General features: G+C 64.3%; 21 protein-coding genes. 10 read left to right on the top strand and 11 right to left on the bottom strand.

The window, feature by feature from the left end; all coding sequences use genetic code 11:
* The first annotated feature begins 36 nt into the window (after positions 1 to 36).
* Together ABE459_RS16295 and ABE459_RS16290 are read left to right on the top strand one after the other, a co-directional pair.
* Positions 37 to 1092 carry a tetratricopeptide repeat protein gene (locus ABE459_RS16295; RefSeq protein ID WP_323830911.1) on the top strand — a complete coding sequence of 352 codons (1056 nt, stop codon included), beginning with the start codon at positions 37 to 39 and terminating at the stop codon, positions 1090 to 1092.
* 108 nt (positions 1093 to 1200) lie between these two features.
* A complete protein-coding gene (locus tag ABE459_RS16290; RefSeq protein ID WP_323830910.1) occupies positions 1201 to 2781 on the top strand; it encodes a response regulator in 1581 nt (526 codons plus the stop codon).
* 6 nt (positions 2782 to 2787) lie between these two features.
* On the opposite strand, the gene ABE459_RS16285 is transcribed toward ABE459_RS16290, so the two are convergent.
* Positions 2788 to 4692: an ATP-binding protein gene (locus tag ABE459_RS16285; protein ID WP_258706466.1), complete on the bottom strand. Its 1905-nt coding sequence runs from the start codon at positions 4690 to 4692 to the stop codon at positions 2788 to 2790.
* A gap of 136 nt (positions 4693 to 4828) precedes the next feature.
* The gene (locus ABE459_RS16280; protein WP_125463906.1) at positions 4829 to 5272 is read right to left on the bottom strand and encodes a nucleoside deaminase; all 444 of its coding nucleotides are present in this window, start codon (positions 5270 to 5272) and stop codon (positions 4829 to 4831) included.
* A gap of 143 nt (positions 5273 to 5415) precedes the next feature.
* Between ABE459_RS16280 and ABE459_RS16275 the strand changes: the two genes are divergently transcribed.
* A complete protein-coding gene (locus tag ABE459_RS16275; RefSeq protein WP_125463905.1) occupies positions 5416 to 6111 on the top strand; it encodes a type 1 glutamine amidotransferase domain-containing protein in 696 nt (231 codons plus the stop codon).
* 69 nt (positions 6112 to 6180) lie between these two features.
* On the opposite strand, the gene hppD is transcribed toward ABE459_RS16275, so the two are convergent.
* A complete protein-coding gene (gene hppD, locus ABE459_RS16270; RefSeq protein WP_125463904.1) occupies positions 6181 to 7257 on the bottom strand; it encodes a 4-hydroxyphenylpyruvate dioxygenase in 1077 nt (358 codons plus the stop codon).
* A gap of 315 nt (positions 7258 to 7572) precedes the next feature.
* Between hppD and ABE459_RS16265 the strand changes: the two genes are divergently transcribed.
* The gene (locus ABE459_RS16265) at positions 7573 to 9159 is read left to right on the top strand and encodes a cyclic diguanylate phosphodiesterase (protein WP_125463903.1); all 1587 of its coding nucleotides are present in this window, start codon (positions 7573 to 7575) and stop codon (positions 9157 to 9159) included.
* 36 nt (positions 9160 to 9195) lie between these two features.
* Positions 9196 to 10083: an EamA family transporter RarD gene (gene rarD / locus ABE459_RS16260; protein ID WP_125463902.1), complete on the top strand. Its 888-nt coding sequence runs from the start codon at positions 9196 to 9198 to the stop codon at positions 10081 to 10083.
* On the opposite strand, the gene ABE459_RS16255 is transcribed toward rarD, so the two are convergent.
* Positions 10046 to 11617, bottom strand: coding sequence for a TerC family protein (locus ABE459_RS16255; RefSeq protein ID WP_323830909.1), 1572 nt, complete (start codon positions 11615 to 11617; stop codon positions 10046 to 10048). The two genes, rarD and ABE459_RS16255, sit on opposite strands and share 38 nt — an antisense overlap.
* 260 nt (positions 11618 to 11877) lie before the next feature.
* Between ABE459_RS16255 and ABE459_RS16250 the strand changes: the two genes are divergently transcribed.
* Complete coding sequence (locus tag ABE459_RS16250; protein ID WP_125463900.1) at positions 11878 to 12462, top strand: LysE family translocator; 585 nt, start codon at positions 11878 to 11880, stop codon at positions 12460 to 12462.
* 119 nt (positions 12463 to 12581) lie between these two features.
* Here ABE459_RS16250 and ABE459_RS16245 read toward each other — a convergent pair whose 3' ends face one another.
* Positions 12582 to 13361, bottom strand: a complete 780-nt coding sequence (locus ABE459_RS16245) for an AraC family transcriptional regulator (RefSeq protein WP_323830908.1) — start codon at positions 13359 to 13361, stop codon at positions 12582 to 12584.
* A gap of 10 nt (positions 13362 to 13371) precedes the next feature.
* Positions 13372 to 13914, bottom strand: coding sequence for an XRE family transcriptional regulator (locus ABE459_RS16240; protein WP_110992595.1), 543 nt, complete (start codon positions 13912 to 13914; stop codon positions 13372 to 13374).
* Positions 13915 to 14068: 154 nt separating this feature from the next.
* Between ABE459_RS16240 and ABE459_RS16235 the strand changes: the two genes are divergently transcribed.
* Both ABE459_RS16235 and ABE459_RS16230 read left to right on the top strand, forming a co-directional pair.
* The gene (locus ABE459_RS16235; RefSeq protein WP_258706465.1) at positions 14069 to 14851 is read left to right on the top strand and encodes an aldolase; all 783 of its coding nucleotides are present in this window, start codon (positions 14069 to 14071) and stop codon (positions 14849 to 14851) included.
* A gap of 33 nt (positions 14852 to 14884) precedes the next feature.
* On the top strand, positions 14885 to 15778 hold the full coding sequence (locus tag ABE459_RS16230) for a dihydrodipicolinate synthase family protein (protein ID WP_125858461.1): 894 nt from the start codon (positions 14885 to 14887) through the stop codon (positions 15776 to 15778).
* A 72-nt stretch (positions 15779 to 15850) separates the two neighbouring features.
* Here ABE459_RS16230 and ABE459_RS16225 read toward each other — a convergent pair whose 3' ends face one another.
* The 5 genes from ABE459_RS16225 to ABE459_RS16205 all read right to left on the bottom strand — a co-directional run bounded on the left by ABE459_RS16225 (position 15851) and on the right by ABE459_RS16205 (position 21980).
* Entirely contained in the window at positions 15851 to 16492 is a 642-nt protein-coding gene (locus ABE459_RS16225; protein ID WP_258706463.1) for a hypothetical protein, read from the bottom strand.
* A 148-nt stretch (positions 16493 to 16640) separates the two neighbouring features.
* Positions 16641 to 18863 carry a TonB-dependent siderophore receptor gene (locus ABE459_RS16220; protein WP_323830907.1) on the bottom strand — a complete coding sequence of 741 codons (2223 nt, stop codon included), beginning with the start codon at positions 18861 to 18863 and terminating at the stop codon, positions 16641 to 16643.
* Between the two features lie 158 nt (positions 18864 to 19021).
* Positions 19022 to 20440, bottom strand: coding sequence for a TIGR00366 family protein (locus ABE459_RS16215; RefSeq protein WP_346648067.1), 1419 nt, complete (start codon positions 20438 to 20440; stop codon positions 19022 to 19024).
* Positions 20441 to 20589: 149 nt separating this feature from the next.
* Complete coding sequence (locus ABE459_RS16210) at positions 20590 to 21246, bottom strand: CoA transferase subunit B (RefSeq protein ID WP_125463893.1); 657 nt, start codon at positions 21244 to 21246, stop codon at positions 20590 to 20592.
* A gap of 35 nt (positions 21247 to 21281) precedes the next feature.
* Positions 21282 to 21980, bottom strand: coding sequence for a CoA transferase subunit A (locus ABE459_RS16205; RefSeq protein ID WP_125463892.1), 699 nt, complete (start codon positions 21978 to 21980; stop codon positions 21282 to 21284).
* Between the two features lie 116 nt (positions 21981 to 22096).
* On the opposite strand from ABE459_RS16205, the gene ABE459_RS16200 reads away from it, so the two are divergent.
* Positions 22097 to 23002 (top strand): LysR family transcriptional regulator, encoded by a 906-nt coding sequence (locus tag ABE459_RS16200; protein WP_323830906.1) that lies wholly within the window; start codon positions 22097 to 22099, stop codon positions 23000 to 23002.
* On the top strand, positions 22990 to 23811 hold the full coding sequence (locus ABE459_RS16195) for an aldo/keto reductase (RefSeq protein WP_258706460.1): 822 nt from the start codon (positions 22990 to 22992) through the stop codon (positions 23809 to 23811). The genes ABE459_RS16200 and ABE459_RS16195 overlap by 13 nt, the downstream gene beginning before the upstream one ends.
* Positions 23812 to 23875: the final 64 nt, after the last annotated feature.

Raw genomic sequence — 23875 nt, 5'->3', positions numbered from 1 at the left:
CCAAGCTCTGGCCTTCCCGCCGCCACGGACTGCCCGATGCCACGCCGCCCGCTTATCCTGATCGCCCTGTTGCTGCTGATCCTGGTGCCAGGCGTGCTCGCTTACCTGTGGCGGGCCCCGCAATCGGCCCCGCCGACGCTGCCGCCGCACAGTTATGCCAAGGCCCTGCGCCAGGCCCATGAAGGCCAGCCGGGCGCCGCGCGGGTGCTGTACCAGCAGCTGCAGCGTAACGACCTGCCGGCGATCCGCCGCGCCGCCCTGTACGCAGAGCTGCCCAACTATCCGTCACCCCAGGCGCTGAAACTGGCAAAGCAGGATCTGGAACAGAGCGACCCCCTGGTGCGCCGCGCCGCCATCGCCAGCATCCGCCGGCTGTTGCCGGCCGCCCAACGCAGCCTGGTGCTGGGGCCATTGCTTGACGATGACGAGCAGAGCGTGCGCTTTGCCGCGGTGGATGCGTTGCTCGGCCTCGACCCGGATGCCATCGGCCTGTATTTCGGCCCGCTGCAGCAAGCACTGGAGCAGTACCAGCAAACCCTCGAACAACAACCCGAGGACGCCGACGCACAGGTTCACCTGGCGCGCCTGTACATGCACGAGCAGGCCTATGACGCCGCAGGCGCGGCGCTCGCCCGCGCCCTGGCGCTGGCCCCCGAAAACCTCGACGCCCTGGCGACCCAGGTACGCCTGCTGGAACACCAGGGCCACCACGACACCTCTCGCGAGGTGCTGCGCAAGGCCTTGGCGCTCAGCCCGGATTCGGCCTTCCTGCAGTACCAGCTGGGTTTGTGGCTGACCCGCCACGACCAGCACGAATACGCCTTGCTGGCACTGTCGCGCGCGGTCGAGCTGGAGCCGGAGAACAGCGACTACCGTTACACCCTTGCCGTCACCCTGCACCGGTTGGAGCAGGTCCAGGCCGCGCAGCAACAACTGCAGACGCTGCTCAGCCGCCAGCCCGCCAACCGCCGGGCGCGGGTACTGCTGATCGAGTACTGGAAAGAGACCGGGCAACTGCAGAATGTCCAGGTACTGCTGGCCGAGCTCGAGCGGCAGAACCCGGACGACCCGTTGCTGCAACAAGGCCTGTGACACCTTCCACAATCCGGTTGAACCCCTGACCCGCGACGAAGGTCCAGTGATAGGAGAAGGAAGGCGGTAACGCCATCACGGCGTACCCATCGTCACAGGAGAATACTCTTGGCCGCATGCCTGGCTGTGGAAGAACGCGCCCTGGTCCTGGCGCCTGCCCAGGTGGGGTCAAGCACCTGCCGATTACTCCGGCAAGCCGGTATTCACAGCCGCCGCACCGCCGATGTGCGGCGCCTTGGCCGCTGGCTCAGTGAAGGTGCCGGGCTGCTGGTGGTGATCGAACAGGCGCTGCCGCGCAACCAGCGATCCCCCCTGCACCGCTACCTCGAACAGCAGCCTGGCTGGTCCGACCTGCCCGTGGTGCTGCTCACCAGCCAGGCCGAGGCCGACATCAGCGCAGTGCCAGGCAACCTGCTGCCGCTTGCCCCACCCTACCCTGACGAGCAACTGCTGAGCCTGGCCCTGTGGGCGCTGCGGGCGCGCCGCCGGCAATATCAGGCACGCGACCTGTGCGAACAGCTCGAAGCCCTGGCGCAGCAACAACAGGCCGACGACCAGGCACTGCAGCAAACACGCAAAATGGAAGCCATCGGCCAACTGGCCGGCGGAGTGGCCCATGACTTCAACAATCTGCTGACCAGCATCGGCGGCAGCCTGGAGCTGATCGACAAACGCCTGCGTCAAGGCCGCAGCGAGGGCCTGGAACCGCCCTTGCGCCTGGGTCAGCAAGCCGTGGCTCGCGCTGCCCTGTTGACCCATCGTCTATTGGCGTTCTCCGCTCGCCAGTCATTGCAGAGCCAGGCAATCGACCTTCGCCCGCTGCTGGCACCCGATGCCCTGGCCGCCAAGCTGGGTACAGGCATCGAGCTGCAAGTGCGCCTGGCCACTCAACTATGGCAAGCCAGCGCCGATGGCGAGCAACTGCAGGCGTCGCTGGACAACCTCTTGCTCAACGCCTGCGAGGCGATGCCCAGCGGCGGAGTGCTGAACGTCGAGGCGGACAACGTCCAGGTCACCAGCAGGCAGTTCGCCAACGTCGGCCTGGCCCACGGTGACTATCTGTGCCTGAGCATTCGCGACAGTGGCCAGGGGATGTCGCAAGCCACCCTGGAGCATGCCATCGAGCCGTTCTTCACCACCAAGCCGACTGGCCAGGGTGTCGGGCTCGGGCTGTCGATGGTCTACGGCTTCTGCAGGCAGTCACGGGGTTACCTGGCGCTCGACAGCCAGATCGGCAAAGGGACCCGGGTGCGCCTGTATTTGCCACGCCATACCGACAGCCCGCCACCGCTCAAAGCCGCTGCCGTGAAAGCTGCAGGTGATTGCCAGGACATCCTGCTGGTGGAAGATGACCCGGATGTGCGCGAACTGGTCGAACGGACCCTGCTCGAAGAGGGCTACCCCTGTCGTGCGGCGCAAAATGCCAGTGAGGCGCTGCGCTGGCTGCATTCGCCGCAGCCGTTCGGCTTGCTGATCAGCGACGTCGGGCTACCGGGCATGAACGGCCGGCAACTGGCGGAAATCGCCCGTCGCCTGCGCCCCGGGCTGCCAGTACTGTTCATCACCGGTTTTGCGCAAACCGCGATGGCTCGCGATGCGTTTCTGGCCACAGGGATGCAGTTGTTGCGCAAGCCTTTCGCCCTGGAACAGTTACGCAACCAGGTCGCGCGGATGCTGGTGGCGCCCTGAGCAGGATCAGGCCAGCAGCATGCGGTCGACTTGGATGACCAGGCTCTCCAGCGAGAACGGTTTGAGCAGCAAGGCAGTACCGGGTTCGTCGAGCAGTTGCTGCTCCACCGGATCCTCGGTGTAGCCGGTGATGAACAGGATTTTCTGTTCGGGATTGATCATGCGCATCGCCCTGGCCACCTGACGCCCGCTGAAGCCGCCCGGCAAGCCGATGTCGGTAATCACCAGATCGAATGGGCCGGCATGGCGGTACTGCCCCAGCGCGGTGTTGGCATCGGTCACATCGCACACTTCAAAACCGCGGTCGATCAGTATCTCCTTGATCAACCCGCGCAGGTTGAGCTCGTCATCGATCAGCAGCACACGCTCGCCCAGCCTTGCCTCCCTTGTGATCGTCGGGGGTTCGGGTATCGGCTGGCTGCCCGAATAACGAGGAAACATCAGCACAATCTTAGTGCCGTGCTGCAACCTCGACTCTATCCACACCTGGCCGCCGGACTGGCGCACGAAGCCATGCACCATGGGCAACCCCAGGCCCGAGCCCTGCCCGAGGGGCTTGGTGGTGAAAAACGGCTCGAATGCACGCGCCACATCTTCAGCTGACATGCCATGGCCATCGTCCTCGACCTGGACCATCACATAGTCGCCCGCCGGCAGTCCGGCAGTCGCGCCGGCCAGGCGCTCATTGCCGGTACGAATCGACAGGCTGCCCCGGCCAAGGCAGGCGTCGCGGGCGTTGGCACACAGGTGCAGCAAGGCGTTGCGCAGTTGGTCGGGGTCGAGCTGGACGGGCCAGGGGGCGATGTCCAGCTCCCAGTGCAGCTGCATCTCGGCGCCGGCGCACTGCTCGAGCATTGGTTGCGCCTCGCGTATCAGCTGGTTGATGTCCAGTGGATTGGGCGACAGCGGCTGGCTGCGGGCGAACGCCAGCAAGTTCTGGGTCAGGCCGATGGCCCGCTGGGCGCACTCGCGGGCCACCTGCACGTAGCTGTCCAAGCGCTCAAGGCGCCCCTGGGTCAGGCGCCGCTCAAGCAGCTCCAGGCTGCTGCCGACCCCGGACAGGACGTTGTTCATTTCATGGGCCAGGCCGCCCGCCACTTTGATCACCGACTCCATGCGCTGGCTTTCGCGCACCGCTGCTTCGGCCATGCGCTGGACGGACTGGCGCTCCTCGGTGATGTTGCGGCCGATCAGGATCGGCAACGCCTGGCCCGCCACAGCATGCCAGCGCAGCCAGCAATAATGCCCTTCACCTTGGCGCACGCGGGCCTCGAAGGCCGGGGTGTCATGCCCCTGCATCAGCGCCATCAGGGCCAGCCTGGTCTCGGTACGCTCGGCTGGGTGGATCTGCTCCAGCAGCGCGACCGGCGTTTGCTGCTCATCTGTGCAACCCGACAACCGATGCCAGGCCGGATTGGCCAGGCGCACATGCAACTCGGGGTCGAGCATCAACATCACGTCGGGCGACAACTGCCAGGTATGCTCACTCTCGGCCATGTAGCGCGAGAGTTGTGCCTCGAAAGATTGCGCCAGCTCGCGCCACTCGCGGGTGCGCTCGACGCTGGCGGTAGTTTCGATCAGCGCGTGCAGGAAGCCCACCACCGCGCCTTGGTCGTCGCGGATAGGCGAATAGCTGCAGGTGAACCAGGCTTGTACGGGGCGCCCGTCGCGGTTGACCGTCAGCAGGCTGTTTTCGACCAGGCTGCCCTGCCCTTCCAGCGCCTGGAAAACAGCAGCCCCCATGTCGTCCCAAGCCGTTGCCCAGAGCGCGTCGAAACTGTCGCCCTGGGCATGGGAGCGCTCGCCCAGGGGGACGGGATAGGCCTCGTTGTGAATCACCGTCAGCGCCGGGCCCCAGACCAGGGCACAGGGGTAAGCGGAAAGCAGCAACATGTCGACGGCGATGCGCAAGGCTGGCGGCCATCGTGTCAGGGGCCCCAGTGGCGTTGCGCCCCAGTTGAAGCTACTGATCCGGGCGCTTCCCACGGTCTCGGCGCTCGAAATGGGCGCCAGGTGAATCATCTGCGCGGCCCCTGGCACTGAGTGGTCAGCGGCCAATGTCTTCATTCCACAGTTGCGGCTTGGCCTCGATGAAATCACGCATCATCTTCTTGCAGTCCTCGTCGTGGCGCACGTCAAGGCCTACGCCTCGGCTGGCCAGCAACTGTTCTTCACCAAGGAACGTGGTGTTTTCGCCGATGATCACCTGTTTTATGCCATATAGCAGGATCGCGCCGCTGCACATGGCACAGGGCGACAGGGTGGTATAGAGCGTGGCTTCCTTATAGACACTGGCAGGCTGTCGACCGGCGTTTTCCAGGGCATCCATTTCACCATGCAGGATGGCGCTGCCTTGCTGTACCCGGCGGTTGTGGCCACGGCCAATGATCTTGCCGTCGTGCACCAGCACCGAGCCGATTGGAATGCCGCCTTCCGCCAGCCCCTTGCGGGCTTCGTCGATGGCCGCTTGCATGAACTTGTCCGTTGTCATGGTGACTTCCTGGCTGCACATGATTGGCTCGAGACTAGCACAACGCCAGCCGGTCATGGCGCCACGCCCAGCGACGGCTATGCTCAGAGGGTTTTTCCCTCCGCCGGGCAACCGGCCCCCTTGGGTTGGATGGGCATGCGCACATGAACAAGAAGATCCTGGTCGTGCTGACCAATACCGCCAAGTACCCCAACATCAAACGCGCCACAGGCCTGTGGCTGGGTGAAGCCGTGCATTTCGTCGACCCCGTGCAGCAGGCGGGCTTCACGGTCGACTATGTGAGCCCGGCGGGCGGCTACGTACCGATCGACCCGCACAGCCTGCAAATGGCCCCGGACTTGGACTGGCAGTGGTACGACGACAAGGCCTTCATGAAGCGCCTGGGCGCCACCCTCAGCCCCGGCGAGGTCAAGGCCGAGCAGTACAGCGCCATCTATTACACCGGTGGCCATGGCGTGATGTGGGACTTCCCCGACAACCAGCCGCTGCAGGACCTGGCGCGGCGCATTCACGAACGTGGCGGGGTTGTGGCATCGGTCTGCCACGGTGCCGTGGGGCTGCTGAATGTGAAACTCAGCGACAACACCCTGTTGCTCAGAGGTCGGGCGGTGACCGGTTTCTCCAATATCGAAGAGAAACTGGCAGAGCTGGACAAGGAAGTGCCTTTCCTGACCGAGAACGAACTCGGCGCACGGGGTGGTGAGTACCAGAAAGCGGAGGACCCGTGGGCACCCTTCGTGGTTCAAGACAAAGGCCTGATCACCGGGCAGAACCCGGCGTCCACTGCCGGCGTGGCTCAGGCGACGCTCAAGTTCCTGGCCAAGGCAAAGATTGGCTGAAAGCATCGCGGGGCAAGTCACATCGGCGCACCGATGCGACTTGCCCCGCGATGGATAGCGTTGAGTCGATTACTCGACGTTCAACACGCCACGACGAACCTGGTCACGCTCGATCGACTCGAACAGTGCCTTGAAGTTGCCTTCACCAAAGCCATCGTCACCCTTGCGCTGGATGAACTCGAAGAACACCGGGCCCAGCAGGGTTTCCGAGAAGATCTGCAGCAGCAGGCGCTTGTCGCCCGCCTCGGAAGCACCGTCCAGCAAAATGCCACGCGACTGCAGCTGGTCGACCGGCTCGCCGTGACCCGGCAGACGCTCTTCGAGCATTTCGTAGTAGGTCTGCGGTGGCGCGGTCATGAAACGCATGCCGAAGCCTTTGAGGGCATCCCAGGTCTTGAGCAGGTCGTCGGTGAGGAAGGCCACGTGCTGGATGCCCTCGCCATTGAACTGCATCAGGAATTCTTCGATCTGCCCCGCGCCCTTGGACGACTCTTCGTTGAGCGGGATGCGGATCATGCCGTCCGGCGCGGTCATGGCCTTGGAGGTCAGGCCGGTGTACTCGCCCTTGATGTCGAAGTAGCGGATCTCGCGGAAGTTGAACAGCTTCTCGTAGAAGCCGGCCCAGTAGGCCATGCGCCCGCGATAGACGTTATGGGTGAGGTGGTCGATGATCTTCAGGCCAGCGCCGACCGGGTTGCGGTCGACACCGTCGATGAACTTGAAGTCGATGTCGTAAATCGAGCTGCCTTCTTCGTAACGGTCGATCAGGTACAGCGGCGCGCCACCGATACCTTTGATCGCCGGCAGACGCAGCTCCATCGGGCCAGTCTCGATTTCCACCGGCTGGGCACCCAGCTCCAGGGCGCGGGCATAGGCTTCATGGGCGTTGCGCACGCGGAAGGCCATGCCGCACACCGACGGGCCGTGCTCGGCGGCGAAGTACGAAGCGGCGCTTTTAGGTTCGTTGTTGAGGATCAGGTTGATGCCACCTTGGCGGTACAGGTGCACATTCTTGGAGCGGTGGGTCGCCACCTTGGTGAAACCGAGGATCTGGAAGACCGGCTCCAGCACGCCAGGGGTCGGCGAGGCGAGCTCGATGAATTCAAAGCCTTCAAGGCCCATCGGGTTTTCGAAGATATCTGCCATGTTCGTGTCCTCATCTGCAGCAAAAAACGGTTGGATTACTGGCTTGCGATGGCGAACGGAACAGGAGGCGAACAGGGGATGCCGCGCACGCTGCGGGCCAGATAGGCACCAATGATCAGCTTGAATGCAGGGTTTTTCATGGGGACCCATTCTCGGCGGGCTTGATTCTCCGGTTGGCGGAGAACCTTATTGTTGTATTCGTAACGCAATTCTACATTGCGTAAATTTGTTTGTCGCGTTTTAGTTCGTAGGCTTCACCGACAAACGGCTATCCTTGCCGCTGACACACCCGTCCGCCATTGGATACACCTACGCATGCCCCTGACCACCAAACGCCCTGCCCGCTGGAGCTGGCGCACCTTGCTGCCCTGGGCCGTCGGGGTGCTGCCGCTGGTCTGCGGGCTGGCCGTGACCCGCTGGCAGACCGAGCGCGAACTGCAGGCCAACAGCCAGGCCACCGCACGCGAAGTGGTCGGGCACATCGAGATGATTCTAGACAGCCTGTCCAGCGCCGCGAACCACCTGCTGCCCAAGGCCGGCCAGCCCTGCGAAGACGTGCAGTTGGCACTGCGCATAGAAGTCACGCGCAATGCGTTCGTGCGCTCCACCAGCCTGTTCGACCGCGACAACCTGTATTGCACTTCGCTGTTCGGCAATTTCGACGAGCCGGTGGATGCGCGCGACTACACCGACGGGCAGCTCTGGCTGATGGACGGCAACTCCGTCACGCCGGGCCATCCACTGCTGGTTTACCGGGTCAGCGAGGGTGATCGCGGGGCAATCGCCACGGTGGACGGCAGCCACCTGCTGACGGCCCTGCGCCTGATCGCCCAGGATGATGAGCTGCTGGTGCGGGTGGGCAACCACTGGATGGGCCAGCAAGGCCTGGTGCACCAAGGCACACCGCCAGTCGCGGCCAGCGCCCCCGCCAGCGTCTCCTCGACACGCTACCCGTTCAGCGTGCAGGGCGGCTACGCCGCGGGCAAGCTGGGCGAGTTGATGCGCTCGCGCTACCCGGCCCTGCTCAGCCTGCTGCTGGTACTCGGCGTGGTGGCCGGTAGCGTCTGCCGGTGGCAGATACGCCGCGCTACCTCTCCCCGCGCCGAACTCGACCGTGCGCTCGAAGCCGGCGAGTTCCTGCCGTACTTCCAGCCCGTGGTGCGCAGAGGCGACTATCACTGGGCCGGGGTCGAAGTGCTGATGCGCTGGCAGCATCCGCGCGAGGGCCTGGTACGCCCGGACCTGTTCATCCCCTACGCCGAACACAGCGGGCAGATCGTCGCCATGACCCGCGCCCTGATGCTCAACACCGCACAAACCCTGGCACCCCATGTAGCGCTGTTGGACGATGGCTTTCACGTCGGGATCAACATCACCGCCGATCATTGCCGCAACCTTGGCCTGCTCGACGATTGCCGCACCTTCCTCCAGCACTTCCCGCCCGGGCGTGTGGTACTCACCCTCGAGCTGACCGAACGCAAACTGATCGAACCCACCCCGGTGACCCTGGAGCTGTTCGAAAAACTCCACGAGATGGGAGTCATGATCGCCCTCGACGATTTCGGCACGGGCCAGTCCAGCCTCAACTACCTGCGTCAGTTCAAGATTGATTACCTGAAAATCGACCAGAGCTTCGTCGCCATGATCGGTGGCGATGCGCTTTCGCAGCATATCCTCGACACCATCATCGAACTCTCGGCCAAGCTTGGGCTGGGCATCGTCGCCGAAGGGGTCGAGACCGCGGTGCAGCGCGACTATCTGGAGCGCCACGGGGTGGACTTCCAGCAAGGTTATCTGTACGCACGGCCAATGCCCGCCAGCGAGCTGCTCATGGCATTGGCCACGCGCCCGGGCAGGCTGCGGTTGCCGCAAGGCGCGCCCCCTGAGATCATGCGCGGCTGATCCGCCCGCTCACCCTTCCCGTTCTTCGAGGCATTCGTGTCAAAAGGCATCGTTTCATCGGTCATGGCGTCCTGTCTGTTCGCCGTGATGTATTTCTATACCTCCCTCCTCGCACCGCTCGACGGCGAGGAAATCTTCGGTTGGCGCACCCTGCTGACGCTGCCCTGCCTGACGCTGTTCATGTTGATTTCCAAGGACTGGAAGCGGGTGGGCGAACTGTTGGCGCGGGTACGCCGCACGCCCCTGCTGCTGCTGGGCATGGTCGGCACCTCATGGCTGATGGGGGTGCAATTGTGGCTGTTCCTCTGGGCGCCGCTGCATGGGCGCAGCCTGGAGGTGTCGATGGGCTATTTCCTGCTGCCACTGGCGATGGTGCTGACCGGCCGCCTGGTCTACGGCGAGCGCCTGTCGCGCCTGCAAAAGGTAGCGGTCAGCTGCGCAGCCCTGGGCGTGGGCCACGAGCTGTACCAGAACGGCAGCTTCGCCTGGGAGACGCTGCTGGTGACGATCGGCTACCCGATCTATTTCGTCTTGCGCCGTCGCTGCCGCACCGACCACCTGGGCGGCTTGTGGTGCGACATGTGCCTGCTGCTGCCGTGGGCCCTGTACTTCGTGGTCCAGGGCCCGTTGTCAGCCGAGGACCTGGCGCAACACCAGAACCTCTACTGGCTGATCCCGCTGCTCGGGGCGATCAGCGCCAGCGCCCTGATCGCCTACGTGCTGGCCAGCCGCATGCTGCCGTTCAGCCTGTTCGGCCTGCTCAGCTACGTCGAGCCGGTGCTGCTGGTGGGCGTCGCCCTGCTGCTGGGCGAAACCATCGGCCCGGACCAGTGGCTGACCTACCTGCCGATCTGGGCCGCGGTGCTGGTGCTGGTGCTCGAAGGCATCAAGCACCTGCTGCGTCAGCGTCGGCGCTCGGTGTAAGGCGCACCTGGCGCACGCGCCGCTCCTCCACCGCCACCACGGTCATGCTCCAACCGTTCCACTGCAGGCGGTCACCGACCACCGGCAGGCGGTCGAGCAAGCTCATCACCAGGCCCGCAAGGGTCTGGTAGTCCTCGGTGGCACGGGCCACGAAGCCGGTACGCGCCTGCACCTGGGCCAGGTTCAGGGCGCCGCTGACGACGAAGCCACCCGCCTCTTCCACCACACCCGGCCCTTCGACCTCGCTGGCGTCCGGCAGCTCGCCGGCGATCGATTCGAGGATGTCGGTCATGGTCAGCACACCGGTGAAATCACCGAACTCGTTGACCACGAAGGCAATGTGCGTCGACTGCCCACGCATCTGCTCCAGGGCGTTGAGGATGCTGAAGCTCTCCAGCAGGTTAAGCGGCGCCCGGGCCAGGGCCTCGAGGTCTGGCTGGTTGCCGGCCAGCAGCTCTTTGAGCAGTTCCTTCTTGTGCACGAAGCCCAGCGGTTCCTCGATGCGACCGCCGCGGATCAGCGGCAGGCGCGAGTACGAGGAGTTGATCAACACCTGGGTGATCACCTCGGCCGGTTGCGCCAGATCGATGGCATCGACCTTGGCGCGCACCGTCATCACCGTGCGGATCGGCCGCTCGGCCAGGTTCAGCACGCCGCTGATCATCACCCGCTCGCGACGGTCGAAGACCACTTGCTCGCTACCGTCCTCAACCAGGTCGGCGATCTCCTCACCCACCTCGTCAGCTTCCACCCGGCGTCCGCCCATCAGGCGCAGCACGGCATGGGCGGTACGCTCACGCAGCGGTCGGTGCTGTTGCACGCTGCGCTTGCGGCGGGCGCGGGCCAGCTGGTTGAACAGCTCGATCAGCAGCGAGAAACCAATGGCCGCGTACAGGTAGCCTTTGGGGATATGGAAGCCCAGGCCTTCGGCGGTCAGGCTGAAGCCGATCATCATCAAAAAGCCCAGGCACAGCATGATCACTGTCGGGTGGGCGTTGACGAAGCGGGTCAGCGGCTTGCTGGCGACGATCATGATGCCGATCGAGAAGATCACCGCGATCATCATCACCGACAGATGCTCGACCATGCCCACCGCGGTAATCACCGCATCCAGCGAGAACACCGCATCGAGCACCACGATCTGCGCGACGATCGGCCAGAACGCCGCATGCCGCGTCACGCCACCCGACTGGGCGACATGGCCCTCCAGCCTTTCGTGCAGCTCCATGGTGGCCTTGAACAACAGGAACACACCACCGAACAGCATGATCAGGTCACGGCCGGAGAAGGTCTTGCCGAACACCTCGATCAGCGGGGCGGTCAGGGTGACCATCCACGAGATGCTGGCCAGGAGGCCAAGGCGCATGATCAGCGCCAACGACAGGCCGATCACCCGCGCGCGGTCGCGCTGATGGGGCGGCAATTTGTCGGCGAGGATGGCGATGAACACCAGGTTGTCGATACCCAGCACCAGCTCGAGGACGATAAGCGTCAGCAGGCCCAGCCAGGCCGTGGGGTCGGCTAGCCATTCCATTAGCGGGTACTCACAAGGGCGGCGTCACGAGGACGGAGGAAGGATGGCCGGGACGGCCAGAAACTGGGGGGCTCCGCGAAGGTGCTCATATAGACCTTGATCAGAAAAAGGGATGACGATCCTACAATCGAAGCAGCTTTTTCCCACAGCGCGAAACTATTACAAAATCTGTAACAGCGGCCTTGAGCATTTTTGTTCAATACCTGCGCCGGACCTGTCGTCGACCATGACGGCACTCCATCATTGCAAGGAATCTGCGCATGAGCTTGTCCCTGTCGATGGCCGCCTTCGCCTTGGCGGCCTCCATCTCCCCAGGCCCGGTCAATATCGTGGCGCTGGGCAGCGGCGCCCGTCACGGCCTGCGCGCCAGCCTCGGGCACGCCGCCGGCGCCACCCTGGGTTTCTGCCTGCTGCTGGTGCTCACCGGCCTGGGCCTGCATGAGCTGCTGCTGCGCTGGCCGTGGCTGCAGCACCTGTTGCTGTGGGGTGGCGTGCTGTTTTTGCTGTACATGGCCTGGAAACTGGCCAGTGACGATGGCCAATTGCAGGCCGACGCCGAACAACGGGCGCCCACTGCCTGGCACGGCGCGGCCATGCAGTGGCTGAGCCCCAAGGCCTGGTTGGCGGCGGTGGCCGGGGTGGGTGCCTATACCGCTGGCGAGCAGCAACTGTTGTGGCTGTTCACCTGGATCTATGGGCCAATCTGTTTTGTTTCGGTGGCCAGTTGGGCGTGGGCCGGGAGTGTGATTCGGCAGTATCTGGGGGAGCCAAGGCGGTTGCGCTTGTTCAATCGCGGGTTGGCGCTGTTGTTGGTGGCGAGTGCGGGGTATCTGCTGGCGGGTTGAATTCCCGTCACGACCGCATCGCGGGGCAAGCCCGCACCCACGCAAGACCGCAGAGTGGGGGGCGGGTTTGCGTGGGAGCGGGCTTGCCCCGCGATTGGGTTGCCATTGAGCGCCCAGCCTCACCCCGCCCGATAATGCCCCGGCGTCGCCGCCAGGTGCCGCTTGAACGCCCGTTGCAGATGCGCCTGGTCGGCGAACCCGGCCTCCAGCGCCACCTCGGCAATCGGCCGGCCCAGGCGCAGTTGGGCGCGGGCGTGCTGCACCCGCTGGTCAAGCAAATAGCCGTGGGGTGTCAGCCCGAAACGCTTGCCGAAAGCGCGAATCAGGTAGGCACGGGAAAGCCCCGCCGCGCTGCAGATGTCTTCGAGGGTCAGCGGATCCAGACGGTGGGCGCGGATGAACGCGGCAGCCATTTCCAGCCGCGGATGCTCCGCCCTGCGCTGGCCCGTTCGCTCATCGCAATAGCCAGGCAGCGCTGCGAAGAATGCAACCAGCAGCGCCTCCTTGGCAGAGGCCGGTTGATCGTCGAACAGGCCCGCAAATAGCTCGAGCAACCGACCGTATAACCCCGACGAGGTGCTGAGCGTCACCTCCGGCAGGGCAAAGCCATGCTGCTGCAACCACGGCAGGTCGACAAACAGCATCAGGTACGACCAGGGCTCCCCCTGGATCGGGTTGCAGGTATGAACCACGCCAGGGTTCATCAACACGGTGCTGCCAGCGCTGATCTCATGCTGGGCATCCCCCGTGAGATAACTACTGCGCCCGCCCGTGATCACACCGATCGAAAAGCTCTCATGGGAATGCGCGGCATAGCACACCTGGCGCCCATCCCCCACGCGCCGGGCCTCGACAAACGGCAAGGCAGGGTCACGCCAAAACCGCGAGGCCTCGATCATCGCCCTGCCCTCACCCTTCCCCGCCCTGCACCACCACCAACAACTGGGCCTGGCGTTCGCCCACGGAGCGCAGGCGGTGTGGGGTCTGGGCGTTGAAATGCAGGGCATCGCCCGCCTCCAGCAGCACCCGCTCGCTCATGAAGTCCACCTCCACCTGGCCCTCGTGGACGAACAGGAACTCCTCGCCCTCGTGCTCCTTGAAAGTCGGATCAGTGAACTCGGTGGGGGGCTGGATCAAGAACGGCAACAGGCTGCGCTGGCCAACCTGGGAGGTGAGCACCGCGTAACCCGGCCCCTGGCCGTTGCCGACCAGCGCCTGGCGCTCGCCGCGACGCACCAGGCTATAGCGCGCCTGGCCTTCCTGCTCGCCGTCGAACAGCTCCTCGACATTGACGTTCAGCGCCCGCGCCAGTTTCAGCGCGGCGGCGATCGACGGCGTATTCAGGCCACGCTCGACCTTGGACAGGTAGCTCTTGGTCATGCCGGATTTTTCAGCCAGCACCTCAAGGGTGATCCCCAGTTTCTTGCGCAGCAATTTCAGTCGGATAGACATGTGAAGCGGCTTTCCCGGACAAACGCACTTGCTAATGACACTTTGTGTCATATAGGATTATTTGTGTCATCTGATGGACCGCCCCTCCACCGTCGAAAGCAAGGGGGCGGGCCAGCCGAGACATCCACCATCACGCCACAGAGGATCACTCCCCATGGCCAACACCCTGACACACAGCAAAGACCAACTGGTGCAAAAGGCACTGACGCAGATGCAAGGCTCGCTCGCGGATAATACGTGGACTGTGCGCGAAAAGCTGGCCCTGACCTGCCGAATTCTGTTCGACAATGGCCACGACTCGGGCCTGGCCGGGCAGATCAGCGCCCGCGGCCCGCAACCGGGCACCTTCTACACCCAGCAGTTGGGTCTGGGCTTCGACGAGATCACCGCCAGCAACCTGCTGCTGGTCAACGAAGACCTGGACGTGCTGGAAGGCCAGGGCATGCCCAACCCGGCGAATCGCTTCCACAGCTGGGTGTACCGCGCCCGCCCGGATGTGAACTGCATCATCCACACCCACCCCACCCATGTCGCCGCGCTGTCGATGCTCGAAGTGCCGTTGGTGGTGTCGCACATGGACCTGTGCCCGCTTTACGAAGACTGCGCGTTCCTCGAAGCCTGGCCCGGCGTGCCGGTGGGCAACGAAGAAGGCGAAATCATCAGCGCCGCCCTGGGCGACAAGCGCGCCATCCTGCTCTCGCACCACGGCCAGTTGTCCACCGGCGCCAGCATCGAGCAGGCCTGTGTCTACGCCCAGCTGATCGAACGCGCCGCGCGCCTGCAACTGCTGGCCATGGCCGCCGGCACCATCAAACCGATCGCCCCCGAGCTTGGCCGCGACGCCCACGACTGGATCGACCGGCCCAAGCGCCATGGCGCCGCGTTCAACTACTACGCCCGGCAGGCCCTGCGCCAGCACGCCGATTGCCTTGCCTGACCCTAGACTGCCTTGCATGCGGAGCCCTTCAGAATGACCACTCAATTCCACGGCATCATCGGCTACACCATCACCCCCTTCAGCCACGACGGCGAGCAGCTCGACCTGCCCGCCCTGGGCCAATCCATCGACCGCTTGATCGACGGCGGCGTACAAGTGATCGCACCGCTGGGCAGCACCGGTGAAGGTGCCTACCTCAGCGACAGCGAATGGCAGCAAGTTGCACAGTACAGCCTGGAGCGCATCGGCAAGCGCGTGCCGAGCATCGTCAGCGTCTCTGACCTGACCACCGCCGGTGCCGTGCGCCGTGCGCGCTTCGCCCAGCAACACGGCGCCGATGCGGTGATGGTGCTGCCGGCGGCGTACTGGAAGCTCAGCGAAGCCGAGATCCTCCAGCACTACCGCGCCATCGGCGCGGCCATCGATATCCCGATCATGCTCTACAACAACCCCGCCACCAGCGGCACCGACATGCCGGTGGAACTGATCCTGCGCATCGTGCGCGAGGTGGACAACGTCACCATGGTCAAGGAGAGCACCGGCGACATCCAGCGCATGCACAAGCTGCAACTGCTCGGCGAGGGCCAGGTGCCGTTCTACAACGGCTGCAATCCGTTGGCGCTGGAGGCTTTCGTTGCCGGGGCCAAGGGCTGGTGCACGGCGGCGGCCAACCTGATCCCCGCGCTGAACCAGCAGCTGTACCAGGCGGTGCTGGCGGGCGACCTTGCCCAGGCGCAGGCGCTGTTCTACCGCCAGTTGCCGTTGCTGGATTTCATCCTCAAGGGTGGCTTGCCGGCGACCATCAAGGCCGGGCTGGGCATGACCGGGCTGCCAGTGGGCGAGCCACGGAGGCCGGTGTTTGGGCTGGATGAAGCGAATCGGGTGAAACTGCAAGGGTTGCTGGATGAGTTGCGACAGCTGAAATGATCGTGGCCGGGTGCGCTCCACCCATGCGGTGAAGCGTACCCCGCTCCTGCGAGCATCAGCTCGACGCAGGCTTCAGTCGCACAGTTTTCTCGGCGGGGCGCTGCCCGTCAGCGGCACCGGCATCATCATTTCACCCTGGCCGATCGAGGTCAGCTCGCGCACATCGAAGCGGCAGGCCAGGCGGGCATTGTCGCCCTGGCCGATGGTGCCCATGCCGATGGTCACCTCGTAGTCGCGCCCCGCCTGCAGGTTGTAGACCCTGGCTTCTTCGTCACAGTAGATCCCCCTGCCCAACGGCGTACCCGCACCGGCCCCCAAGGTCGCAAGCTGGAACGGCGCCGAGGTTGGCACCCGGTACTCGGCCACCACTTCTTCAAGCCGGCCTTCGGCCATGCGCACGGTCGGCGTCAGGCTGAGCAACGGCGGCGATAGCCGCTTGGGCATACCCAACTGGGCCGGAGCCTCAGGAAACTGCGGATAGTTTTCCAGTGCTCGCCCCGCCGAGAAGCGCCCGGCCTGGACCATCTGGTGGCGCAAGTTGGGTGCACAGCGGTCGGTGACGCTGTCACCGAAGACATCCGAGTTGCTGATCACCCGCATGCGTGCGGTAGGCACCAAACCCGACGGTTCCTGATAGGGCTGCGAAGGGATGCCGGAGCAGCCCGCCAACAAGAACACGAGCAGAGAGCTCAGGCACGCCGAAACCTTGTTCATTGAAGCTCCTTCATGGCCGAATCCCACCAGCGGGCCGGTTGCTCGGTGAGCAAATAGTAGAAGGTCAAAGCGCTCAATGCTGGAAATTCAACATGCCGGATCACCCTCGCATCAATAGAAAGCTGACATGCAAGGCAAAGCCCACGTACTAGAGCTTCCACTCCAGGCTGACCATCATCGTCCGTGGCTCGCCGTGATACACCCCGTTATAGAAGCCCAGGTTGTTGTAGTAGTGCTCGTCGAAGAGGTTCTTCACGTTCACCGACGCCGACAGGTGTTCGTCGAACTGATACCGCGCCATCAGCCCCACCACCGAGAAGGCCTTCTGGCTGATCTCGTCGCGCACCGTAATGATCGAACCGTTCGCCGCCCGCCCCACTGGCCGGTTTGCCTGCTTGTGGGTATCGCTCTGCCAGTCCAGGGTGCCGCCGACGGTCAATGCCGGTGTCAGCTTGTAGGTGGTCGAGAAGCGCACCAGGTTCAGCGGCTGCTCGGGGTTCTTGCGCTGCTTGTCGGCGTTGGCCGCGTGGGTGTAGCTGTAGCCCAGGCTCATTTGCCAGTCGGGGCGCACTTCGCCGGCAATCTCGGCCTCGAAGCCTTCGACGACGTTGCCCTTGCCGCCGGATTTGTAGAACACCTCGTTGCCGTTGGGCGGCACCGAATCGTCCTGCTCGGCGACGTTGTCCTGTTTGCTGCGGTACACCGCGCTGCTGAGGTTGAGTCGGTCGTCCATCAGGCTGCCTTTGACACCCACTTCGTAGACCTTGCCGACGATGGGTTCGAGGTACTGGCGGTTTTTGTCGCGTACCGACTGCGGGTTGAAGATGTCGGTGTAGCTGGCATACACGGTGTACTGCTCGGTGAGGTCGTACAGCACCCCGGCGTAGGGCGTCCACTGGTCGTTCTGGGTCTGCTTGCTGGGCGTCAGTTCGGTGCCATTCTGCGCCGCGTCATACGCCCATTCGCGGCTCTCGGTCTGCCAGCTGCCATAGCGGCTGCCGAGCACGAAGTGCAGGCGATCGGTGGGGTTGAGCCGGGTGGCGATGTAGCCGGCCTTCTGTTTGGTGGAGTCACGCGATTCATCGAGCCCGGTATCGATGTCCTGGAACTTGGCGATGTTGCTCATGTACTTCCAGTCCGGGATCTTCTGGTAACCGTCGGGCAGTGGCCCTCTGATGAAATAGGGCGACGTGTTGCGCCGCTCGGATTCACCATAACCGACCATGAAGTCGTGGCTGCGCCCGAACAGCTGATAAGGGCCTGCCAGGTTGAAGTCGATGGCGTCCATCTGCTCTTCGCCGCTGAAATGCTGATACCAGGCATTCATGCCGCTGCGGTCGGCGGCGGGGAAACCGTTGCCGCCGTAGTACACCTTGCCATCGCTGTCGGACTCGCGATGGGTATAGGCGAGCTTGAGCAGCCAGTCGTTGGCCAGGCGTTGGTCGAGGGTGGCGAACACTGTCTGGTCTTTCAGTGGCCAGGACGACCAGGGCGCGGCCAGGTTGGTCGAGCGCGGCAGGTCGGCCTTGCCGCCAGTGGCGTTCCAGTACGGCACGGTGCCCCAGGAGGCCCCTTGTACGTGCTTGTTCTGGTAGTCGTAACCCACTGCAAGCACGGTGCTGTCAGTCAGGTCGGCCTCTAGGATGCCGTAGGCCACCTCACGCTGGCTGGCGTATTTGTCCATGAACGACTGGCTGTCACGGTAGGCCAGCACAGTGCGCCCGCGCAGGCGCCCTTCCAGGCCCAATGGGCCGCCAACGTCGAGGTAGCCGTGGTAGTTGTCGTAGCTGCCGGCACTGGCGCCAGTGCTGATCGCCAGCTGCGAGGTCGGGCGCTTGCGCACCATGGCGATGGTCCCGGACGGGTCGCCCGCCCCGGTGGTCAAGCCGGTGGCGCCACGCACCACCTCGATACGGTCGTAGATGATGGTGTCCGAATCGGACTTCAGGCTCGAGAAGGTGTTGAGCATCCCATCGATCTGGAAGTTGTTGATCGAATAGCCCCGCGAATAATACGTCGGCCGCTCGGAGTCGTTGCGCTGCACGGTGACGCCGGTGACATGGGCCATGGCCTCGGAGAGCGTATTTAGCTGGAAGTCGTCGAGCTGCTGACGGGTCAGCACCGAGACCGATTGCGGGGTTTCCTTTATCGACAGGTTCAGGCGCGTCGCTGCGCTCATGCTGCCGGTGGTGTAGGAGCCGCTGTGCTCGGTGGTGCTGCCCAGGCCCTGGGCGAGAATCTCGGTGGTGCCGAGTTCCAGCACCTTGTCGTCGGACCGCGGTTCGGTCTCTTGTGCCTGCGCAAACGGGCTGACGGCGGTGGCACACAGGCCCAGGGTAAGGGCCATGGAACGGCTGATGGGCGCGAACATCGCTGCCTGTCTCCTTGTTCGTTTCGATGAAAGTCCTTGGCTGCCGACCGGACGGCATTCATATGAAAACGAATCGCACATGCGAATCGTTATCGATATGTCATCGAAACGTAAAAAAGGGCGGTACCTGACCGCCCTTCCCTGGCACTACCCGAGCCTTACGGCATCACGGGCGGCACGTACTGCAAGGTCGTACCCAACGCCCACAGCAGCACCAGCACCAGCGGCACATGCACCAGCAGCTGGACGAACGAGAAGCCGATCAGGTCGCGCGCTTTCAGGCCCAGCACGCCCAGCAGCGGCAGCATGTAGAACGGGTTGATCAGGTTCGGCAGCGCCTCGGCGGCGTTGTAGATCTGCACCGCCCAGCCCAGGTGGTACTGCAGGTCGTTGGCCACCAGCATCACGTAGGGCGCCTCGATGATCCACTTGCCACCGCCGGACGGGATGAAGAAGCCCAGCACCGCCGAGTACACCCCCATCAACAGCGCGTAGGTGTCATGGGTGGCGATCTGGGTGAAGAACACCGAGATGTGGTGGGCCAGGGTCGCACCGTCGACACCCTTGACCTGGGTGAGGATGGCGGCGATCGAACCGTACAGCGGGAACTGGATCAGCACCCCGGTGGTGGTCGGCACCGCGCGGGCCACGGCATCGAGGAAGCTGCGCGGGCGCCAGTGCAGCAAGGCGCCGAGCATGATGAACAGCAGGTTGTAGGTGTTCAGCCCGGAGATCGCGGTGATCGCAGGCTTGGTGGCGAACTCCTGGTACAGCCAGCCGCCGGCCAGGGCCACCAGCAGCAGGATCAGGATCGGGCTGTACTCCAGCCACTCGCCCGGGCGCGTGCGCTGCGGCACGGGCGGCGCGCTGAAGCTGGGGTCGACGCCGCAATCTTGCGCACTGCGCGCGCTGTTCGGCCCCGGAGCGGTGGCATAGGCGATCACCAGCGAGACGATCACCAGCGCCGCCAGCATGACCCCGGACTGCCAGAGGAAGATGGTCTCGGTGAACGGGATCACCCCAGTGATGGACAGGATCGACGGCGGCAGGCTGGCCGGGTTGGCCTGCAACTGCGCCGCCGACGACGACAGCCCCAGTGCCCATACCGCGCCGAGCCCCAGGTAGGCAGCGGCACCGGCGGCGCGATAATCCATCTTCAAATCGGTGCGACGGGCCAGGGCGCGCACCAGCAGGCCGCCAAACACCAGCGACAGGCCCCAGTTGAGCAACGAGGCGAGCATCGAGATCAGCGCCACCCAGCAGACGGCCGAACGGCCGTTCTTCGGCAGGCGCGCCAGGCGGTCGATCAGCCGTGCGGCGGGTGGCGAGCTGGCCACCACATAACCGCCGATGACCACGAAGGCCATCTGCATGGTGAACGGGATCAGGCTCCAGAAGCCATCGCCGAAGGCCTTGGCGGTGTCGGTGGGCTTGCCGCCCATCACCAGCGCGCCCAGGCACACCAGCATCACGGCCAGGGCGGCGAACACCCAGGAGTCGGGGAACCAGCGTTCGGCCCAGTTGGAGCAGCGCAGGGCAAAGCGGGCGGAGCGGCTGTCTTGGATATCAGCGGCCACGGGGTTTTCCTTTTATTTGTTTTTTTGATTTTCAACACTGAAGCAACGCGCAAAACCCTGTGGGAGCGGGTTTACCCGCGAAGGCGGCGGTGAATGTACCGACGTATTCGCGGGTGAACCCGCTCCCACAGGGGTAGTGATAGCGGTAACTAGAAAGTCATTTCCTTAACATCGTCCGGCACGATCAGCTTGCCGGCGGTTTTCTCGATGATCTCTTCGACGCTCACCCCTGGCGCAGTCTCGCGCAGGATGAAGGCACCGTTTTCGATTTCCAGGTAGGCCAGGTCGGTCAGCACCTTGCGGATGCAACCGGCGCCGGTCAGCGGCAGGCTGCACTTGGGCAGCAGCTTGGACTCGCCATCCTTGGAGGCATGGGTCATGGTGACGATGATGTTGTCGGCACCGGCCACCAGGTCCATGGCGCCGCCCATGCCCTTGACCAGCTTGCCGGGGATCATCCACGAGGCGATGTTGCCTTCCACGTCCACTTCAAAGGCGCCGAGCACGGTGAGGTCGACGTGGCCGCCACGGATCATGGCGAAGGATTGCGCCGAGTCGAAGATCGACGCGCCGCGGCGGGCGGTGACGGTCTGCTTGCCGGCGTTGATCATGTCGGCGTCGATGGTGGCTTCGGTGGGGAATTCGCCCATGCCCAGCAGGCCGTTTTCCGACTGCAGCATCACGTCCATGTCGGCAGGCACGTAGTTGGCCACCAGGGTGGGGATGCCGATACCGAGGTTGACGTAGTAGCCGTCTTTGAGTTCACGGGCGACGCGTTGGGCCATTTGTTCGCGGGTCAGTGCCATGGTCAGGATCTCTTTGTTGTTCTTGAGGATGGCGCTCAGGCCTTGACGGTGCGCTTTTCGATGCGCTTCTCGAAGGTGCCGACGATGACCCGGTCGACGTAGATGCCCGGGGTGTGGATCTCACTGGGCAGCAGCACGCCGGGCTCGACGATCTCTTCGACCTCGACCACGGTGATCTTGCCGGCGGTGGCGGCCAGCGGGTTGAAGTTCTGCGCGGTGTTGCGATACACCACGTTGCCGTAGTGGTCGGCTTTCCAGCCCTTGACGATGGCGAAGTCGCCGGTGATCGACTCTTCGAGGATGTACTTGCGGCCTTTGAACTCGCGGACTTCCTTGCCGTCGGCAACCGGGGTGCCGTAGCCGGTGGCGGTATAGAAGGCGGGAATGCCGGCGCCACCTGCGCGCATTTTCTCGGCCAGGGTGCCTTGCGGGGTGAGTTCCACTTCCAGTTCGCCGCTGAGCAGTTGGCGTTCGAATTCGGCGTTCTCGCCCACGTAGGAGGCGATCATCTTGCGGATCTGCCGGTCTTCCAGCAGCACGCCCAGGCCGAAGCCATCAACGCCGCAGTTGTTGGAGACCACGGTCAGGCCCTTGACGCCCAGGCGCTTGATCTGGGCGATCAGGTTTTCCGGGATGCCGCACAGGCCGAAGCCGCCGGCCAGTACCGTCATGTTGTCGGTCAGGCCTGCCAGGGCCTCTTCGTAGGTTGCTACACGCTTGTCCAGTCCGGCCATGCTCAGTCGCCTTTTGTAGTTGTTGGAACCGTGCGGTCATCTTCACTGTAGTCGACTGATTTGTTAATTTTGTTTTCGTCATCGATTGATAACTTTTGCAAAACAAAGGGCCAGCCATGAACGTCAAGCAACTGCGCGCCTTCGTCACCGTGGCCAAGTACCAGAGCTTCGCCCAGGCCGGCGAGCACCTGCATGTATCGCAACCGGCCCTGAGCCTGACCATCAAGGCGCTGGAGGACAACCTCGGCGGCGCCCTGCTCACCCGCACCACCCGCAGCGTCAGCCTTACCCCCGAGGGCGAGGTGCTGCTGCCCCTGGCCCGGCGCCTGCTGGCCGACTGGGACGACACCGAAGAGATGCTGCGCCAGCGCTTCACCCTGCAACTGGGCAGGGTGTCGGTGGCGGCCATGCCGTCCTTCGCCGGCAACTTGCTGCCGCAGTCGCTGAAAGTGTTCCGCCAGCGCTACCCGAAAGTGAACGTCACCGTGCACGACGTGATCAACGAACAGGTGCTGGAACTGGTGCGCCACCGCCGCGTCGAGCTGGGCATCGGTTTCGAGCCCGACGGCAACGAAGCGCTACGCTTCCACCCGCTGTACATGGACCGTTTCGTCGCCGTGGTGCCCGCCGACTCGCCCCTCGCCCACCAACCCCAGGTGCGCTGGCACGAGCTGTTGGCAGAAGACTTCATCGCCCTGCAACGGCCGTCGGCAGTGCGCCTGCTACTCGAACAGCACCTGGTGGCCGGGCACGGCAAGCTGACGGTGGCATTCGAGAGCCACCAGCTGTCGACCATCGGCCGCATGGTCGCCAGCGGCCTGGGCGTGAGCGCCGTGCCGGCCCTGTGCATCGGCCAGATGCAAGAGCTCGGCGCACGCTGCGTGCCGCTGGTCGAACCCACCGTGGAGCGGCGCATCGGCGTGATCGCCCTGGCCGACCACAAACTGTCACGGGCCGCCGAGGCGCTGCTCGACGTGCTGCTGACCCATACCCATCCACAGGAGGTGACATGCGTTACGTGAATCTGGCGGGAACCCGCGTGCCGACTATTGGCCAGGGCACCTGGTACATGGGCGAAGACCCAGGGAGCAAGGCGGCCGAAGTGGCGGCGCTGCAACAAGGCATCGACCTGGGCCTGAGCCTGATCGATACCGCCGAAATGTACGCCGAGGGCGGCGCCGAACAGGTGGTCGGCCAGGCTATCGCCGGGCGTCGCGACCAGGTATTCCTGGTCAGCAAGGTCTACCCGCACAACGCCAGCCGGCGCGGCTTGCCGACGGCGTGCGAACGCAGCCTCAAGCGGCTGGGCACCGAGTGCATCGACCTGTACCTGCTGCATTGGCGCGGGCAGTACCCGCTCGAGGAGACCGTCGAGGCCTTCGAACGCTTGATCGAACAGGGCAAGATCCGCCGCTGGGGCGTGTCCAACTTCGACCTGGATGACCTGCAGGAGCTGGACAACCCGGCCTGCGCCACCAACCAGGTGCTGTACAACCCGACCGAGCGTGGCATCGAGTTCGACCTGCTGCCTTGGAGCCGCCAGCAGCAGCTGCCGACCATGGCTTACTGCCCACTGGCCCAGGCCGGGCGACTGCTGCATCACCCGGTACTGGCTGAAATTGCTGCGCGTCATGCTGCGACGCCGGCGCAGGTGAGCCTGGCATGGGTCACGCGTGGCGAAGGGGTGATTGCGATTCCCAAGGCCGTGAGCCCGGCGCATGTGCGCTTGAATGCAGCGGCGCAGGACCTGGTGCTGACCGAGGCGGACTTGCAGGCGATTGACCAGGCGTTTGCTGCGCCGACGCGCAAGCAGCGATTGGCGATGGTGTAGGCCCTATCGCGGGGCAAGCCCCCACCCACGAGGTAAGCGGGGGGCCGCGTGGGGGCGGGCGTTC

The organism is Pseudomonas sp. TWI923, assembly GCF_039673365.1.
GTDB classification, from domain to species: domain Bacteria; phylum Pseudomonadota; class Gammaproteobacteria; order Pseudomonadales; family Pseudomonadaceae; genus Aquipseudomonas; species Aquipseudomonas sichuanensis.
Note: the sequence above shows the minus strand (reverse complement) of the source record. Positions and strands in the feature narration are given on the sequence as shown.

Bases quoted from the DNA above. Each gene is read 5' to 3' on its own strand.
- ABE459_RS16250 (WP_125463900.1), top strand. From the start codon at position 11,878: ATGAGCTTGTCCCTGTCGATGGCCGCCTTCGCCTTGGCGGCCTCCATC.
- ABE459_RS16210 (WP_125463893.1), bottom strand. From the start codon at position 21,246: ATGGCACTGACCCGCGAACAAATGGCCCAACGCGTCGCCCGTGAACTC.
- ABE459_RS16235 (WP_258706465.1), top strand. From the start codon at position 14,069: ATGGCCAACACCCTGACACACAGCAAAGACCAACTGGTGCAAAAGGCA.
- ABE459_RS16230 (WP_125858461.1), top strand. From the start codon at position 14,885: ATGACCACTCAATTCCACGGCATCATCGGCTACACCATCACCCCCTTC.
- ABE459_RS16245 (WP_323830908.1), bottom strand. From the start codon at position 13,361: ATGATCGAGGCCTCGCGGTTTTGGCGTGACCCTGCCTTGCCGTTTGTC.
- ABE459_RS16280 (WP_125463906.1), bottom strand. From the start codon at position 5,272: ATGACAACGGACAAGTTCATGCAAGCGGCCATCGACGAAGCCCGCAAG.
- hppD (WP_125463904.1), bottom strand. From the start codon at position 7,257: ATGGCAGATATCTTCGAAAACCCGATGGGCCTTGAAGGCTTTGAATTC.
- ABE459_RS16295 (WP_323830911.1), top strand. From the start codon at position 37: ATGCCACGCCGCCCGCTTATCCTGATCGCCCTGTTGCTGCTGATCCTG.
- ABE459_RS16255 (WP_323830909.1), bottom strand. From the start codon at position 11,617: ATGGAATGGCTAGCCGACCCCACGGCCTGGCTGGGCCTGCTGACGCTT.
- ABE459_RS16265 (WP_125463903.1), top strand. From the start codon at position 7,573: ATGCCCCTGACCACCAAACGCCCTGCCCGCTGGAGCTGGCGCACCTTG.
- ABE459_RS16225 (WP_258706463.1), bottom strand. From the start codon at position 16,492: ATGAACAAGGTTTCGGCGTGCCTGAGCTCTCTGCTCGTGTTCTTGTTG.
- ABE459_RS16205 (WP_125463892.1), bottom strand. From the start codon at position 21,980: ATGGCCGGACTGGACAAGCGTGTAGCAACCTACGAAGAGGCCCTGGCA.
- ABE459_RS16200 (WP_323830906.1), top strand. From the start codon at position 22,097: ATGAACGTCAAGCAACTGCGCGCCTTCGTCACCGTGGCCAAGTACCAG.
- ABE459_RS16275 (WP_125463905.1), top strand. From the start codon at position 5,416: ATGAACAAGAAGATCCTGGTCGTGCTGACCAATACCGCCAAGTACCCC.
- ABE459_RS16220 (WP_323830907.1), bottom strand. From the start codon at position 18,863: ATGTTCGCGCCCATCAGCCGTTCCATGGCCCTTACCCTGGGCCTGTGT.
- ABE459_RS16195 (WP_258706460.1), top strand. From the start codon at position 22,990: ATGCGTTACGTGAATCTGGCGGGAACCCGCGTGCCGACTATTGGCCAG.
- ABE459_RS16240 (WP_110992595.1), bottom strand. From the start codon at position 13,914: ATGTCTATCCGACTGAAATTGCTGCGCAAGAAACTGGGGATCACCCTT.